This is a genomic window from Acidobacteriota bacterium, from assembly GCA_003225175.1.
GTDB lineage: Bacteria > Acidobacteriota > Terriglobia > Terriglobales > Acidobacteriaceae > Gp1-AA112.
The window spans coordinates 32,249-48,055 of record QIBA01000059.1; the positions used below are offsets into that span (position 1 = coordinate 32,249).

Below are 15,807 nucleotides of genomic sequence, written 5' to 3' on the forward strand. Positions count from 1 at the left end.
CCCCTGTAACCTGTTCCCTGTCCCCTATCTTTTCGCTGTGGTGCGATGCGCGATGATCTGATCCTTGACTCCGTCATAGGTCGATTGCGGAATGATGTTTTTGCGGACGAGATCGTTTTTTGCATTGTACGGACGGCCATCGATGATCTTCTGTGAGTAGGCATCACCGATTCCGGGAAGCGCCTGGAGCTGCTCCTTGCTGGCCGTGTTGATGTCGAGTTTCTCGCTGGCGGCCTTTTTTCCCGTGACTGCTGATTTAGCGCCTCCTGCAACTTCTTTGCTCTTCGTTGCAGTTGTCCTGGCTGCGGTTTCGGTGCCATGAGCGGTGGCGGTTGCTGCCTTCTCAGTGCCGGTCTTTGTAGCGCTGGCGGCTTTTTCCGCGCCTGTCTTCGTGGCCGACGCAGCCTTTTTGGCGCCCTTCTTTGTAGCGGTGGCTGCCTTTTCAGATCCTTCTTTGACGTCGGAACCGGCCTCTTTTGTCTTCTGCTTTTTCGTTTTCTTGGTGGTTGTTGTGGTCGTGGTTGTGGTCTGGTCTGAATTGGAGCTGGGGGCCGATGCTTGCCCGTATCCCAGGACAGCAGCCAGCATCAGTGAAAAGAGCAAAGTGAAAAGCCGTTTTGCATTCATAGTTTGGGTTCTCCTCTCCCGCGGAATGACGCTGGCGAGTGTAACAGAATGATTCTAGAGGGAGCATCAGTGGCTCTTCTCTTGTTCCCCGGAAAGACCCGACCCAGGCATGCCCGGTTTTTGGGCCAATTTGGGTTAAGGCACTTATTGGCGCTTCCCAGTGGTTTTTCCTCTTGAAATGTAACATTCGTGTTGTATTCTCACCGAGCAAACTCCTGCACATGCCCGCGAAAGTTAAGAAGGTGAAGGCTCGTCCTAAGCGCACGATCCTGGCCAAAGACGACCATCCAGTTGGTTTGTGGATCGATAAAGAGCTGATCCGCAAGCACACGCAGCAGCAAACGCCGCGAACGATCATTCACGGCAGCTCTGAGGCCGCCGGAAATCGGTATCTGGAATTGGCCGACATCGCCCTCGGCAATCCCAAAAACAACAAGAAGAAGACCAACGGCAAAGCAAGCTATTCCAACGGCAAGACTAACCTGTAGTTTGACAGGGCGCCGCAAGGCCATGTATCGTAACCGGCAATAGAGATGAGTACACTCCGCCATCATCGCCACCATCATCACGCGGCGAACGTGTCGGCGGAGCTCTCTAGCGACTAAATACAGAAGCAATCATAGAGATCAAGCCCGCTGACGCGAATCGCGTAGCGGGCTTTGTGTTTTTGCGCGCACGCGAACGGGCCGAACGTGGAGATGAAGATGGAAATCGATTTCAACAAGATGGATGGCTTGGTGCCGGTAGTTGTCCAGGACAATGCCAAGGGCGACCTGCTGATGGTCGGCTTCGCCAATGCTGAAGCATACGAGAAGACGCTCGCGTCGGGATATGTGACGTTCTTCAGCCGCACGCGCCAGAAGCTGTGGATGAAGGGCGAGAGCTCTGGCAATCGCCTGCGCGTAATCTCGGCCGCCACTGATTGCGACAACGATTGCCTGCTCTTCCGTGTGGAGGTCGAAGGTGATGGGCTCGTCTGCCACGAAGGCACACGATCTTGTTTTACGAAGAGCATCGCGCTGAGTGAAGCGCCCGAGATAGTCGGATGAAGATCCGCCTCGGAATTCCTAAAGGCAGCCTGCAGGACGCGACTGTCGCGCTGTTCGCGCGGGCCGGCTTCAACATTTACGCGAATGGCCGCTCCTACTTCCCTTCCATCGATGATCCGGAGATTGAGTGCATGCTGATTCGCGCGCAAGAGATGGCGCGCTATGTCGAGCATGGATTCCTCGACGCTGGGCTCACTGGCCGCGATTGGGTGCTGGAAAGCGGACTTGAGGTCGAGACCGTTACTGATCTGGTCTATGCGAAGCAGAGCCGTGGCAAGGTGCGCTGGGTGCTCGCGGTTCCGCAGGACTCCCGTTTTGAAAAAGCTGAAGATCTAAGCCATTGCATCATCGCCACGGAATTGGTGAACACGACCAAGAATTACTTCGCCTCGAAGAATGTTCCAGTGAAGGTTGAGTTCTCCTGGGGCGCTACCGAGGTGAAGCCACCGATTCTTGCCGACGCTATCGTCGAAGTTACCGAAACGGGAAGTTCCTTACGAGCCAACCGGCTGCGCATCATCGAGACGGTTTGCGAGTCGCAGACTCAGCTGATCGCCAATAAGGCAGCATGGCAGTCAGCGGAGAAGCGCAAGAAGATCGAAAACATCGCGCTGATGTTGCGCGGCGCCATCGACGCTCAAGGACGCGTGGGGCTGATGCTCAATGTTCGCAAGCGTGATCTGAATAACGTGCTCGCAGTCTTGCCTGCATTGAACAGTCCGACGGTTTCTGAATTGAACGACCGCGACTGGGTGGCTGTGAACACGATCCTTGAAGAGAGCGTCGTGCGCGATGTAATGCCCAAGTTGAAAGACGCGAATGCGAGTGGGATTGTCGAATATCCCTTGAACAAGATCGTGATGTGACCAGGACAAGCGAATGAAGCTCATCACCAGCAAACGCGGTACCGCAGTGCTCAATCGATTGGCAAATCGCGGCGCGCTCGATCTTGCACGCGTGGAGAAGACAGCTGCCAAGATTGTCGGCGAAGTGAGAACGAAGGGCGATTCGGGATTGCTTCGTTACAGCCGAAAGTTCGATGGCCTCGCGAGCAAGACATTCCGCGTCAGTCAGTCAGACATCGATGCCTCGTGGCGGCAGGTCAGCTCTGAGTTTCGCGCTGCACTTGAGAGCGCCGCGGAGAATATCCGGCGCTTCGCTGAGTGGCAGAAACCGCTGGAGTGGATGCGCGATGTGCAAACTGGCGTTCGACTCGGGCAAATGGTTCGTCCGCTCGAGTCCGTCGGATGCTATGTACCTGGTGGACGCCATCCTTTGCCTTCGACGCTGCTGATGACGGTGATTCCCGCGCAGATAGCGGGAGTACCGCGAATCGTGGTGGTGTCTCCGCGACCCGCGCCTGAAACCCTGGCAGCCGCTTCCCTGCTCGGGGTGAAGGAGTTTTATGCGATAGGCGGCGCGCAAGGGATCGCCGCACTTGCATACGGCACTCGCACGATTCCACGCGTTGACAAGATCGTTGGACCCGGCAATGCCTTTGTGACTGCGGCCAAGAAGCTCGTCGCGTTCGACTGCGCAATCGATATGCTCGCGGGGCCGACGGAAGTCGTGATCGTGAGCGATTCGGGAAGCGCGGCGTTCATCGCAGCCGATCTCGTTGCTCAGGCCGAGCACGATCCCGACGCGCTCGCAGTCTTCATCACATCGAACGAGAAACTTGCCAAGCAAGTACTAGACGAGACACAACGACAATCGGCTGCGAACCACACAGCGCGGCAGTCGCTCAAAAAGAATGGCTATGTGATCGTGACCTCGTCGCCTGGCGAGTCAATGCTTATCGCAAACCAGCTCGCTCCGGAGCACATCACGGTCGCATCGCAACGCGAAGTTTCTGAAATTCAATCCGCAGGATCCGTTTTTGTCGGAGACTATTCGCCGCAGGCCGCTGGCGATTACCTATCGGGTCCGAATCATGTCCTTCCCACAGGGGGAACAGCGCGTTTTCGCTCCGGACTCAGCGTGAACGATTTTGTAAAGCTGATTACTGTTCAGGAATTTACTGCCAGAGGCCTGCAGACGATCGCGCGCGAGGTGAGTACGCTCGCGCAGGCGGAAGGCCTGGTCGCACACGCGCATTCGATCGCAATAAGGATGGGGGCGTGATGGAGAAGACTCTGCAAGCCCGCAATGCAGTGCGCCGCATGAAGGAATATCATCCGCCGCTCAGTGGGCGAAACGGTCTTCGGCTCGATTTCAACGAGAACACTGATGCTCCCTCTCCACGTGTTATGGAAGTTTTGAAACACATTGCCTGCGGCGAGCTCACGAAGTATCCGGAACGCGCTCCATCAGAAGGCCGGATGGCTGAGTTTCTTCGACTCAAACCCGACCAGGCGCTGCTCACGAATGGTGTAGACGAGGCAATTCACTTACTATGCGAAACGTTTCTTGAGCCGGGCGATGAGGTACTGATCGTAGTGCCCACGTTCTCGATGTACGAGATTTACGCACAGAGCACAGGCGCAAGAGTAATCACGGTACAGGCGAACCCGGAGCGGGGATTTCGGTTTCCGATTGAGGTTCTCTTGAGTTCTATTACCGGAAAGACACGCATGATTGCGCTCGCGAGTCCCAACAACCCCACGGGGGCGGTTGTCGCACGGGCGGATTTGCTGCGGATTGCGGATGCAGCTCCGGCAGCCGCGGTGCTGGTCGACGAAGCTTATTACGACTTTTGGGGACAGACTGTGATTGATGCCGTCACGCGCTTTCCCAACCTCTTCGTAACGAGAACATTTTCGAAGGCGTATGGCCTGGCTGGTTTGCGCATAGGCGTACTCGCGGGCAACAGCATTCAGATGCCGATGGTTCGCAAGGTCGCGTCGCCCTATAACGTGAATGGAATCGCTCTTGCGTGCCTGCCGCACGCAATTGCCGACCGAGACTTCCTTGCGGACTATATTCAGCAGGTCCTGCAGGGGCGCGCGCGCCTGATGATTCAGCTTACGTGCCAGGGAGTTCCATATTGGATCAGCCAAGCGAACTTTGTGCTGGCGAAAATAGGCCCGCTACATCGGGAATTTGTTGCCGAGATGCGGAAGCGCGGCATCCTCGTGCGAGACCGCAGTAGCGATCCCGGCTGCAACGGCTGCGTCCGCATGACGGTAGGCACAACTGAGCATACGGAACGCCTGTTGATAGTTCTGCCTGAGGTACTGAATACGATCGGCTGGATGGCAACGCAACAGGTTTCGGCTAGTCCTATTATGGGAAGCGTGTAATGAGGACCGCCAAGCTAAAGCGCAAGACGACGGAAACGCAGATCGGTCTTTCCCTAAACATCGATGGTCGCGGCAAGTACGAAGTCGCAACCGGCATCCGTTTCTTCGACCATATGCTGGAGCTGTTCGCGCGACATGGAGCTTTTGATCTGCAGTTGCGTTGCAATGGCGACCTGGATGTCGACCAACATCACAGCGTTGAGGACGTGGGGATCGCGCTGGGCGAAGCTTTCGACAAAGCGCTTGGCAATCGCAAAGGAATTCTGCGCGCCGGTTATTTTCTGATGACGATGGATGAAACTTTGGGAATGGCCGCGGTCGATCTGAGCGGTCGAGCGGTGGCAGTCGTGGATGCGAAGGTTCGTACGAGACTGGTAGGTGATTTTCAATCAGAGCTGGCGCATGACTTCTTCGAAGGCTTCGCGCGCGGTGCGCGGGCCAGCGTTCATGTAAAGACGCTGTATGGCCGCTCGAATCATCACAAGCTGGAAGCGTTGTTCAAAGCATTCGCTCGCGCGCTGCGTTTTGCCTGCTCGCGCGACAGGCGCCTGGCGAAGATGTTGCCCAGTACAAAGGGGCTGTTGTGATCGCCATCATCGATTACAAAGCGGGCAATCTGGCATCGGTGAAGAAAGCTCTAGATCATCTCCAGGTTGAGGCTGTCGTGACTGACGATCCCAGGCTCGCGAGCCGCGCGGATAAAGTCATCCTTCCCGGCGTTGGACATTTCGCCGCGACAAAGGAATTGAGTCGTACTGGTTTATGCGAGGCCATCCGGGAGAGAATCGCTGCCGAAAAGCCATTTCTCGGAATTTGTGTCGGAATGCAATGGATGCTAGCGGGCAGCAGCGAAGCTCCAGATGTTTCTGGATTGGGAGCTATCCGGGCAAACTGTGAGCGCTTTCAATCAAACGATCTGAAGGTGCCGCATGTCGGGTGGAACCAAATCGCAAAGGTGCGCGACTCCAGGCTCCTCGCTGGTATCGATTCGGGATCATTCGTTTATTACTCCCACTCTTACTATGTCCCGATGAACGCTGAGACTGTGGCAACCTCGGAGTATTGCGGAACTTACTCCGCTGCATTAGAAAACGATCATCTGTTCGGAGTGCAGTTCCATCCTGAAAAATCGGGGCAGGTGGGGCTACGCGTACTCAAGAACTTCTGCGATCTCTGAGGGGCTTAGTCTTTCTCCAGAAATGCTGACTAAACGAATCATTGCGTGTCTGGACGTCGATGCCGGACGGGTCGTGAAGGGAACTAAATTCCTGAACCTGCGCGACGCCGGAGATCCTGCCGAACTCGCCCGAGCGCATGCCGAATCGGGAGCGGACGAGATCGTTCTGCTCGACATTTCCGCCACGCATCAGAATCGTGGAACGCTTATCGACGCAGTCAAACGAGCGGCGAGTGAGCTGTTTATTCCCTTTACGGTTGGTGGGGGGATTCGTACGCTCGAGGACGCCGCAGCGATGTTCGACGCTGGCGCTGACAAGATCAGTATTAATTCCGCCGCAGTACGCGATCCAAGGCTCATCGAGCGAATTGCCTCCCGTTTTGGGTCGCAAGCCGTCGTGGTTGCAATCGATGCACAAAGAAATGGCGATGGTGAGAACTATAACGTGCTAGTCGCCGGAGGTCGCACCCCTACGGGACGCAAAGCTGTGGAGTGGGCGGTGGAAGCTGAGCGCCACGGCGCCGGAGAGATTCTGCTCACCTCCATGGATCGGGACGGTACTGGCGCCGGCTTTGACTGTTGCCTTACATCGGCGGTGAGTTCCTCAGTTGCCATCCCTGTGATTGCCTCCGGCGGCGCCGGCAGCAGCGATCATTTCGTTGAAGTCTTCGCTGCAGGCCGGGCGGATGCAGCTCTCGCTGCTTCTGTCTTCCATTTTGGAGTGCAGGACATTCGCGAGCTAAAAGTCATTTTGCGATCGAAGAACATTCCGGTGAGGCCGCCGTGCTGATTCCTTCCATCGACCTGATGGGCGGCAAGATCGTGCAGCTGGTGCAGGGCGAACGCAAGGCACTCGAGTTCGCCAACTTCGCTGAGTGGATGGATCGTTTCAGGAAATTTGCCATCGTTCAACTCATTGATCTCGATGCCGCCATGGGAGTTGGCAGTAATCAGGAGCTAGTGAAGGAATTCTGCGCTGAACTTCCTTGTCAGGTTGGTGGTGGCTTACGCACCGAAGGGAAAGCTCGTGCTGCGCTCGCGAACGGAGCACGGAAGGTGATCATCGGCTCGTCGCTGTTCGGAGAGGGCGGTGTGAATCTCAACTTTGCGAGAGCTCTTGCTCGGGAACTTGGATCGGAGCGACTGATCTTTGCAGTCGATTCGCGAGACGGGTTCGTTGCCGCAAAAGGATGGAAGCAGAGTACAGGATTGGGTCCCGCGGACGCCATGCGCGAACTCGATCCATTCTGCTCGGCGTTTCTCTACACTCACATTGAAACAGAGGGTCTCATGCAGGGATTCCCTTTTGAAATCCTTGCAGATTTGCGTCCAGCAACAAGCAGGAAGCTGATCGTCGCTGGCGGCATTGCGACACAAACCGAGATCGACCAGCTGGATGCGATGGGCATAGATGCCGTGGTTGGAATGGCCATCTACACCGGAATTCTTACTGTGTGACCCGCTCCGGATAAGGCCACAAAGGTCCTGCTTGCTGCCATCTTACTAATGACAGTAAGGAGGAAAGATGGTGGGAAAAGAGCAGCAGGCTGAATCGAGAGAGCGTCAGAAGGAAAGTAAAGGAAGTGAGAAATACGGATCGGGTCCAGGGAGCAGTGGACCAGGAAACGTACGCGTTCAAAGTCACACTCCGGAGAACCGAACTGGTGAAATCAATCCGTCAGCCCCGACGGATGCTACTGAAGGTCCCAGCACGAACTTAGTAGGAGATCAGGCCAGCCACGGTACCGGTCTCGGCGGCACCCGAGGAGAACCAGCCCGCGGCGAGACGAAGAGAAACGAAGGAACAATCAAGAAGCCTTCAGCAGAAAAGCACGAAGCAGCCTAAAGATAGGGGATGGGTTACAGGGAACAGGGGATAGCAAATTCCGCTTCGCTTTGAGTGTTCCCTGTCCCCTGGTTTTTAAATTCCGTTTTCCTGTTCCCTGTTCCCTGTTCCCTGTGCCCTGCTTTTTCTGTAGTCTTGTTTCGCGAACCTTAATGAGCAAAGCAAGACAGGAACTCACCTCAAATCAACAAGACGAACTAGTCAGCGCCGCCAAACGCGCCTATCAAAACGCTCACGCTCCTTATTCCAATTTTCGCGTCGGCGCTGCTGTACTGCTGGACGGTGGAGAAGTTTTCGCAGGCTGCAACGTGGAGAACGCTTCGTATGGACTTACCAACTGTGCGGAACGGACGGCGATCTTCTCGGCTGTATCGGAACTCGGTCCAAAGAGAGTAAAGATTCGTGCGATTGCGGTCGTAAACGATCGCAACGTTGCCTGCTCTCCGTGTGGAGCTTGTCGTCAGGTGATCAGCGAATTCGGTCCGGACGCCGACATCTTCTATATAGGGCCAAAAGGCATCCAGCGCAGCTCGATGCGTGAGCTGCTGCCGAATTGTTTTAGCTCGGAATCGTTGACTTAAGCACAACTGTGATTTTGTGGGACAGACGCCCTCGCTTGTGTTGACTTTGAGCGGAGCTACAGCCAGGGGGCGGCTGTGCCACGAGATTAATCGTTTCGCCAAGAAAACAACTTCAAACTGTTGAACACTCTATTCAGCGCCAGTTTGTTCCTGTAATCTTGCCTGTCACTTTCCACATTTATCTGGAGCTTCTGACGCCTCCGGGCGTATCGCATGCGCATTGTCGACCTCATCCGCAAGAAGCGTGACGGGCACGAGCTCACGCGCGAAGAAATTCAGTTCACCGTTCGCAGCTACACCGAGGCGCAGTTTCCTGATTATCAAATGTCAGCCTGGCTCATGGCTGTATTGCTGCGCGGCATGACGGGGCAAGAGATCGCGGCGCTCACGGAAGCGATGGTGAATTCAGGCGTGACGCTGGACTGGTCTGACCTGCCAGGGAAGAAAGTCGATAAACATTCCACCGGTGGCGTCGGCGACAAGACTTCCCTCATCCTCGCGCCCATCGTTGCTGCCGGCGGCCTGCTGGTACCGATGATCAGCGGACGCGGCCTCGGGCACACTGGCGGCACGCTCGACAAGCTCGAGGCGATTCCCGGCTTCAACGTAAATCTCGCGCCTGACCGAATGCGCGAGGTGCTCTCCAGATGCGGAATGGTGCTGGTTGGGCAGACGGAAAAGATTGTCCCGGCTGACAAGAAGATGTATGCGCTGCGGGATGTGACGGGAACGGTGGAGAGTCCGGCGCTGATCTGCGCGTCGATTATGAGCAAGAAGATCGCTGAGGGCATCAATGCGCTGGTGCTCGATGTGAAGACCGGCTCCGGCGCGTTCATGAAGAAAGAAGCCGATGCAGTACATCTGGCAGAGCTGATGGTTGAAACCGGAGTGCGCATCGGCAAGCGCGTGGTCGCGTTGATCACCGATATGGATCAGCCACTAGGGCGGTACGTTGGCAACGCGCTCGAAGTCGTCGAATGCATCGAGGTGCTCAAGGGTGGCGGACCCGCTGATCTCCGCGACCTCAGCGTTGAGCTTTCCGCGTGGATGTTCTATCTCGGCGACAAGACTGCTTCTCTGGACGAGGGCAGGAAGCTGGCTCAACAAAGCATCGCGAACGGCTCAGCATTTGAGAAGTTCTGCGAAGTCACGCAGCTTCAAGGAGGAAACGCGGATGCCTTGCGCGATCCGCGTGGGCTTCCAACCGCAAGAAATCGCCGGGAGATACGCAGTCAAAAGGCGGGTTATGTGCAGACGATTCAATGTGAACAGGTCGGAGTCGTGAGCCTTGTGCTCGGCGGCGGACGGGAGAAGAAGGAGGACAGCATCGATCCCGCAGTGGGAATCGTCCTACATAAGAAAGTCGGAGACGCTATCGCCGAGAACGAGCCGATTTGCACGCTCCACTATAACTCCGATGCGCGTCTCGCCGAAGCCGAGTCACTCTTCCGATCCAGTTATGCAATTAGCGCATCCCGAACTTCGGCTCCCGCAAAACTGATTCGTCAAGTCATCGAAGGAAGCTCCAAACCGGCTGCTCAAGGGTCATAGAGCTGTTCAATTCAGGGACAAGAGAAACGAGCGAATGATTAGAGTCACGGGCTTGATTGGAATCGTCGGAATCGTGGGCCTGGCTTACTTATTCTCGACTGACCGCCGCGCAATTCGCCTGCGCACAATCCTGTGGGGACTTGGCCTGCAACTCATATTTGCCATCCTTGTTCTCCGCTGGACCTTTGGACAACGCATCATGGCCACCGCAGGTGGCGGCATTACGAAACTTCTGAGCTATTCGGCAGCGGGCGCGGAATTTGTCTTTGGGGCGCTCGGGAGACCCAGGCCTCCCACTGGATTCATCTTCGCCTTCCAGGTTCTGCCCACTATTATCTTTATCTCAGCGTTCTTTGCTCTGCTGTACTACCTCGGCATTATGCAGCTCATCATCCGCTTCTTTGCCTGGCTGATGAAACGCACCATGCAGGTAAGCGGAGTGGAGTCGCTGGACGTAGCAGCTTCGATCTTCATGGGACAGACCGAAGCTCCACTTACCATCCGTCCTTTCCTGCCCGAGTGCACGCGCTCGGAGCTGATGACGATTATGACCGCCGGAATGGCGCACGTTTCCGGCGGCATTATGGCGGCTTACATAGCGTTCGGCGTCGAGGCCAAGCATTTGCTCGCTGCGGTGATCATGACTGCTCCGGGGACAATCCTGATGGCGAAACTTCTTGTTCCCGAAACGGAAACGCCAAAGACGCAGGGCAAAGTGGAAATGTCAGAGCAGGACATGCACCGCGACGACAATATCCTTGCCGCTATCGCCCGTGGCACCATCGATGGCGGACAACTTGCCTTCAATGTAGCGATCATGCTGATTTCGTTTCTTGCGTTGATCGCGCTGGTGAACGGGGTTTTCGGTGGCATTCACCGTTACGTGGGTATCTTCCCTATCAGCCTGGAGTCTCTGCTCGGGCACATCTTCGCTCCCGTGGCTTACGCGATTGGCATTCCCTGGAAAGATGCTGTGGGCGTCGGGAATCTGTTGGGAACCCGCATGGTGATCAACGAACTGGTTGCCTACCAGGCGCTCGGAGCTGCGAAGTCCCTGCTTGATCCGCGATCTGTGACGATCGCGACCTTTGCGCTTTGCGGCTTCGCCAACTTCTCATCGATCGGAATTCAGATCGGAGGCATTGGCGCGTTGGCGCCCAATAAGCGCTCGGAGTTGGCCAAGCTTGGCTTTCGCGCAATGCTCGCGGGAACGATGGCGAATCTGATGTCGGCATCCATTGTGAGCCTTCTGGTGCAACATTGATCGTCTTCAAGCGCAGAATCTGTCCACCACGGAGACACAGAGACACCAAGGAGAGCTTGTGCTGATAGTTGCGATGAGCGTGTCTCCATCGTTTCGCCTCTCCGTGACTTTGTATGTCCGTTGCCAATTATGAACTCTCAAGCGGCGGACCAATGGACGCTCGCCGGAGAGACGGCGGACTTCATTCTCAGGCAGACATCTTTGCGACCGCGCCTTGCTCTCGTCCTCGGTTCAGGATTAGGAGCGTTCGCTGACGATCTTGAGGAGCGCATCTCGCTTCCCTATTCCACAATCCCTCACTTTCCGGTTTCTAGCGCCGTTGGGCACGCAGGTAATTTGGTCGTAGGCGCAGTGGGAGCTGTCGCAGTGGCAGTCATGCAAGGCCGCGTGCACTACTATGAAGGCCATGCAATGTCGCGAGTCGCGTTCCCAATTCGGGTATTTTGCCGCATGGGAATCAAGGGCGTGCTGCTCACCAACGCTGCGGGCGGCATTGGCACGCAACTCAAGCCAGGATGCCTGGCGGTGCTGAGCGACCACATCAACCTGCAAGGCACCAATGCTCTGATCGGGACCAACGAAGACCGCTTCGGCCCACGATTCCCGGATATGACCGAGGCCTACTCGAAACAATGGCGGAAGCTTGCACTGGCGGAAGGAAAGCGACTAGGGATTGATATCCACGAAGGTGTCTACGCCGCTGTACCTGGCCCAAGTTATGAAACGCCAGCTGAAATTGGATTTCTGCGAACCATCGGAGCGGACTTAGTCGGCATGTCAACGGTCGCTGAGGTTGTGGTCGCCCGCCATTGCGGCATGAAAGTGCTTGCGATTTCCGTGGTAACCAACATGGCTGCGGGGATTCTGGATCAGCCAATTAATCACGAGGAAGTACTGGAGATCGGCCAGCGCATCAAAGGACAGTTTTCTGCTCTTCTGAAGTCGCTGATTCCCAAGATGGAGCCCTGAAGGCCGCGTTTTTTCACGGTTAGCTCCGGGTGAACTCTTTCCATCCCAACCGCTGGCTGGGGCAACGACGCCCTGCGCAAGAACTGTTGCGAGCCAAAGCGGCAATTTCTTCGTCGATCCTGTGCAAGACTTTGCACATATTTGTATGCCTTCCGATCGGGCGGCGCGCCAGTGACGTCCGGTACCTCTCCTCGCCGCCTTAAGAGATTCGCTGACAAGAGTTTAAGGGCCTTCATTGTCCCTTCAAATGCTGGGGCCAATGGCGGGGCAATTGCACGATATCTGGAGCCATGTGCCCGAATCAGTACTGGTGGCATTTGGTCGTGCAGCCAACGAAGGTTTGTCGAACGTCCGCAACCCTACAGATCCCCCCGAGTAGAAGATAGAGACCCAGTATTCATGTTTGGCAAGCAAAGAACCGCTAGCCGAAAAGCCATTGTCATAATCGTGGGCCTGATCGTCTGGGCCGCCGGATGCGGAGGAGGAGGATCCAATAGCTTCTCGTCCAGCCCTGCACCTCCGCCAACGACAAGTAATACGGCGCCGGGAACGAATGTGTCCGTTCAACCCACAGATAGCACGGGCGCCTCGCCGGCAAAGCTAGTCTTCAGCAACGTAACGCAAGCAGGGATGACCACCCTCACCATAGCAAACACCGGCGTCATGCCCCCAATCGGATTTCTTGTCGGCAGCCCCGCACAATATTTCGACTTGGCCACGACAGCCGTCTTTTCCGGCCCAGTCTCCGTTTGCATCAATTACTCAGGCGTAAGCTTCGTAAATTCCCCGCGGCTCTTTCACTACAACGGAAGCGCCTGGGTCGACGTGACCACCTCAGTCGACACAACCAACCACTCAGTCTGCGGCAGCGTCACATCATTTTCTCCATTCGCAACATTTCAGTCCGGCACCGCGTCCGAGATTACCAGTGCCACCAGCACCGCATTTAGCGTAAACACGGCGGGAACATTCACGGTAACCGCAACAGGGTTTCCAATGCCACTTCTCAGCGCCAGCGGAAGAGTACCGAGCGGAGTGAACTTCGATGCATCGACTGGCGTGCTGAGTGGAACTCCGGCGACGAGCGGTACGTTTTCGCTCACATTCACGGCGCACAACGGCATTGGACCGGATGCAGCCCAGAACTTCACGCTAAACGTCGCAGCGGCGACACAAACGCCGCTCTCGATCACCGGTCCGTCGTCCCTTGTCTACGGCATGACTGGAAGTGCGACGGTCTCTGGCGGGAGCGGAACTGGCGCAGTGACCTTCAGCGCTGGCACTTCAACGGGATGCTCGGTTAGCGACAGGACAATCTCAGTTACGAACGCAAGCGGCACGTGCACGGTCGCCGCGACCAAAGCAGGCGACGAAAGCTACGCTCCAGCAACATCTGCACCCTTCTCAGTGATGTTGACTAAAGCAACGCCCACAATCAGCTGGGCAAATCCTGCCGCTATCACCTTTGGCGATGTGCTGAGTGCGACGCAGTTGAATGCTATCCCGAGTGTGCCCGGTACCTTCGTCTACTCCCCCGCGGCGGGCACGGTACTGAATGCAGGAGCAAACCAGAGCCTCTCGGTTACATTCACTCCGACGGATACGAGCAACTACACAACCCAAACTGCGAGTGTCACGATCAGTGCCGACAAGGCCGATTCCGTGGTGACGGTGGACTGCACGGCGGGTGCGCCCTTCACCTATAGCGGTTTAGCGCTAACGCCGTGTACGGCAGTCGTAACCGGAGCCGGAAATCTGCACCAGTCCCTGACGATTAACTACACGAACAACGTCAACGCGGGCACGGCAACAGCAACAGCGAGCTTCGCAGGCGATGCCAATCACAGCGGCAGTTCGAACAGCGTCAACTTCACCATCGCCAAGGCCAGTTCCACGGTAAACGTGGACTGCACCACAGGCGCTCCGTTCACCTATACAGGTTCTCCGCTGACGCCGTGCACTGCAAACGCGACCGGAGTCGGGAACCTAAACGAATCGCTCACGGTCAACTACACCGGCAACGTCAACGCAGGCAGGGCAACAGCGACGGCGAACTTCGGCGGCGATGCCAATCACAACGGCAGGACAGCCAGCAGCAGCTTCGTGATCGGAAAGACTACGCCCACGATCACCTGGACCAATCCGGCAGCCATCACCTACGGGACAGCGCTGAGTGCGACGCAGTTGAATGCCACCGCCAGCGTCTCCGGCACGTTCGTCTACTCGCCCGCCCCAGGCACGCTGCTGACCGCCAGTGCCAACCAGACGCTCTCGGTTACGTTCACTCCGACGGACACAAGCAACTACGCGACACAAACCGCGAGTATCCCGATTACTGTCAACAAAGCCGATTCCATTGTGATCGTCGACTGCACGGCCGGTGCCCCGTTCACGTACACGGGCTCGGCACTGACGCCCTGTACCGCGACTGCGACCGGGGTCGGGAACCTGAACCAATCGCTCACGGTCAACTACACCGGCAACGTCAACGCAGGCACGGCAACAGCGACGGCGAACTTCGGCGGCGATGCCAATCACAACGGCAGGACAGCCAGCAGCAGCTTCGTGATCGGAAAGGCTACGCCCACGATCACCTGGACCAATCCGGCAGCCAGCACCTACGGGACAGCGCTGAGTGCGACGCAGTTGAATGCCACCGCCAGCGTGTCCGGCACCTTCGTCTACTCGCCCGCCCCAGGCACGCTGCTGACCGCCAGTGCCAACCAGACGCTCTCGGTTACGTTCACACCCACCGACACAAGCAACTATGCGACGCAAACCGCGAGTGTCACGATCACTGTCAACAAAGCCGATTCCACTGTGACCGTCGACTGCACTTCCGGTGCTCCGTTCACCTATGCAGGTTCGGCACTGACGCCCTGTACCGCGACTGCAATCGGAGTCGGGAATCTGAACCAATCGCTCACCGTCAACTACACCGGCAACCTCAACGCGGGCACGGCATCTGCGACGGCGAATTACGCTGGGGATTCCAATCACAACAGCAGTACCGGGGCTGGCAGCTTCGTAATCGGAAAGGCGACGGCCACGATCACCTGGACGAGCCCCGCAGCCATTACATATGGCACGGCGCTGAGCGGAACGCAGCTGAACGCCACCGCCAGTGTGCCAGGCAACTTCGCCTACATACCCGCTGCTGGAACAGTGCTGAACGCGGGTAATCAGACGCTCTCAGTCACATTTACTCCAAGCGACACGACCAACTACACAACGCAAAATGTACCCGTGACCCTCAGCATCGGCAAAGCAGATTCCACGGTAACTGTGGACTGCACTGCCAGTGCGCCCTTCACCTACACGGGTTCGCCAGTCACAGCCTGCACCGCGAATGCAACCGGAGCTGGAAACCTGAACCAGTCGCTGACGGTGAACTACACGAACAACGTCAACGCGGGCACGGCAACAGCGACGGCGAACTTCGGCGGCGATGCCAATCACAACGGCAGCACAGCCAGCAGCAGCTTCGTGATCGGAAAGGCT

The 15,807-nt window shown here is 56.7% G+C and carries 16 protein-coding genes; 15 read left to right on the forward strand and 1 reads right to left on the reverse strand.

Going from position 1 to position 15,807, the window contains the following annotated elements:
- Nucleotides 1-24: 24 nt before the first annotated feature.
- Entirely contained in the window at nt 25-588 is a 564-nt protein-coding gene (locus DMG62_17615) for a hypothetical protein (protein PYY21652.1), read from the reverse strand.
- A gap of 260 nt (nt 589-848) precedes the next feature.
- Between DMG62_17615 and DMG62_17620 the strand changes: the two genes are divergently transcribed.
- The 15 genes from DMG62_17620 to DMG62_17690 form a co-directional block, all read left to right on the forward strand.
- Nucleotides 849-1,115, forward strand: a complete 267-nt coding sequence (locus DMG62_17620; GenBank protein ID PYY21633.1) for a hypothetical protein — start codon at nt 849-851, stop codon at nt 1,113-1,115.
- A gap of 216 nt (nt 1,116-1,331) precedes the next feature.
- Nucleotides 1,332-1,676, forward strand: a complete 345-nt coding sequence (locus DMG62_17625) for a phosphoribosyl-AMP cyclohydrolase (protein PYY21634.1) — start codon at nt 1,332-1,334, stop codon at nt 1,674-1,676.
- Entirely contained in the window at nt 1,673-2,542 is an 870-nt protein-coding gene (locus DMG62_17630; protein PYY21635.1) for an ATP phosphoribosyltransferase, read from the forward strand. Before DMG62_17625 ends, DMG62_17630 begins: the two co-directional genes overlap by 4 nt.
- A 13-nt stretch (nt 2,543-2,555) precedes the next feature.
- Nucleotides 2,556-3,800 carry a histidinol dehydrogenase gene (gene hisD / locus DMG62_17635; GenBank protein ID PYY21636.1) on the forward strand — a complete coding sequence of 415 codons (1,245 nt, stop codon included), beginning with the start codon at nt 2,556-2,558 and terminating at the stop codon, nt 3,798-3,800.
- Nucleotides 3,800-4,918, forward strand: coding sequence for a histidinol-phosphate transaminase (gene hisC, locus DMG62_17640; protein ID PYY21637.1), 1,119 nt, complete (start codon nt 3,800-3,802; stop codon nt 4,916-4,918). The genes hisD and hisC overlap by 1 nt, the downstream gene beginning before the upstream one ends.
- A complete protein-coding gene (locus tag DMG62_17645) occupies nt 4,918-5,505 on the forward strand; it encodes an imidazoleglycerol-phosphate dehydratase HisB (GenBank protein ID PYY21638.1) in 588 nt (195 codons plus the stop codon). The genes hisC and DMG62_17645 overlap by 1 nt, the downstream gene beginning before the upstream one ends.
- On the forward strand, nt 5,502-6,095 hold the full coding sequence (gene hisH, locus DMG62_17650) for an imidazole glycerol phosphate synthase subunit HisH (protein PYY21639.1): 594 nt from the start codon (nt 5,502-5,504) through the stop codon (nt 6,093-6,095). Before DMG62_17645 ends, hisH begins: the two co-directional genes overlap by 4 nt.
- 22 nt (nt 6,096-6,117) lie before the next feature.
- The gene (locus DMG62_17655) at nt 6,118-6,885 is read left to right on the forward strand and encodes an imidazole glycerol phosphate synthase subunit HisF (GenBank protein ID PYY21640.1); all 768 of its coding nucleotides are present in this window, start codon (nt 6,118-6,120) and stop codon (nt 6,883-6,885) included.
- On the forward strand, nt 6,879-7,553 hold the full coding sequence (locus DMG62_17660; GenBank protein PYY21641.1) for a 1-(5-phosphoribosyl)-5-((5-phosphoribosylamino)methylideneamino)imidazole-4-carboxamide isomerase: 675 nt from the start codon (nt 6,879-6,881) through the stop codon (nt 7,551-7,553). The genes DMG62_17655 and DMG62_17660 overlap by 7 nt, the downstream gene beginning before the upstream one ends.
- Nucleotides 7,554-7,620: 67 nt before the next feature.
- Nucleotides 7,621-7,941, forward strand: coding sequence for a hypothetical protein (locus DMG62_17665; GenBank protein ID PYY21642.1), 321 nt, complete (start codon nt 7,621-7,623; stop codon nt 7,939-7,941).
- Between the two features lie 152 nt (nt 7,942-8,093).
- The gene (gene cdd / locus DMG62_17670) at nt 8,094-8,522 is read left to right on the forward strand and encodes a cytidine deaminase (protein PYY21643.1); all 429 of its coding nucleotides are present in this window, start codon (nt 8,094-8,096) and stop codon (nt 8,520-8,522) included.
- Between the two features lie 213 nt (nt 8,523-8,735).
- Entirely contained in the window at nt 8,736-10,073 is a 1,338-nt protein-coding gene (locus DMG62_17675; GenBank protein PYY21644.1) for a thymidine phosphorylase, read from the forward strand.
- Between the two features lie 34 nt (nt 10,074-10,107).
- Nucleotides 10,108-11,337: a NupC/NupG family nucleoside CNT transporter gene (locus tag DMG62_17680; GenBank protein ID PYY21645.1), complete on the forward strand. Its 1,230-nt coding sequence runs from the start codon at nt 10,108-10,110 to the stop codon at nt 11,335-11,337.
- Between the two features lie 129 nt (nt 11,338-11,466).
- Nucleotides 11,467-12,306 carry a purine-nucleoside phosphorylase gene (locus DMG62_17685; protein ID PYY21646.1) on the forward strand — a complete coding sequence of 280 codons (840 nt, stop codon included), beginning with the start codon at nt 11,467-11,469 and terminating at the stop codon, nt 12,304-12,306.
- Between the two features lie 399 nt (nt 12,307-12,705).
- Nucleotides 12,706-15,807: hypothetical protein (locus DMG62_17690; GenBank protein ID PYY21647.1), on the forward strand; the 3,102-nt coding region annotated here is incomplete at its 3' end.

Coding starts and splice junctions, on each gene's coding strand:
- DMG62_17615 (PYY21652.1), bottom strand. CDS start 588: ATGCTGGCTGCTGTCCTGGGATACGGGCAAGCATCGGCCCCCAGCTCC.
- DMG62_17620 (PYY21633.1), top strand. CDS start 849: ATGCCCGCGAAAGTTAAGAAGGTGAAGGCTCGTCCTAAGCGCACGATC.
- DMG62_17625 (PYY21634.1), top strand. CDS start 1,332: ATGGAAATCGATTTCAACAAGATGGATGGCTTGGTGCCGGTAGTTGTC.
- DMG62_17630 (PYY21635.1), top strand. CDS start 1,673: ATGAAGATCCGCCTCGGAATTCCTAAAGGCAGCCTGCAGGACGCGACT.
- hisD (PYY21636.1), top strand. CDS start 2,556: ATGAAGCTCATCACCAGCAAACGCGGTACCGCAGTGCTCAATCGATTG.
- hisC (PYY21637.1), top strand. CDS start 3,800: ATGGAGAAGACTCTGCAAGCCCGCAATGCAGTGCGCCGCATGAAGGAA.
- DMG62_17645 (PYY21638.1), top strand. CDS start 4,918: ATGAGGACCGCCAAGCTAAAGCGCAAGACGACGGAAACGCAGATCGGT.
- DMG62_17655 (PYY21640.1), top strand. CDS start 6,118: ATGCTGACTAAACGAATCATTGCGTGTCTGGACGTCGATGCCGGACGG.
- DMG62_17665 (PYY21642.1), top strand. CDS start 7,621: ATGGTGGGAAAAGAGCAGCAGGCTGAATCGAGAGAGCGTCAGAAGGAA.
- cdd (PYY21643.1), top strand. CDS start 8,094: ATGAGCAAAGCAAGACAGGAACTCACCTCAAATCAACAAGACGAACTA.
- DMG62_17675 (PYY21644.1), top strand. CDS start 8,736: ATGCGCATTGTCGACCTCATCCGCAAGAAGCGTGACGGGCACGAGCTC.
- DMG62_17680 (PYY21645.1), top strand. CDS start 10,108: ATGATTAGAGTCACGGGCTTGATTGGAATCGTCGGAATCGTGGGCCTG.
- DMG62_17685 (PYY21646.1), top strand. CDS start 11,467: ATGAACTCTCAAGCGGCGGACCAATGGACGCTCGCCGGAGAGACGGCG.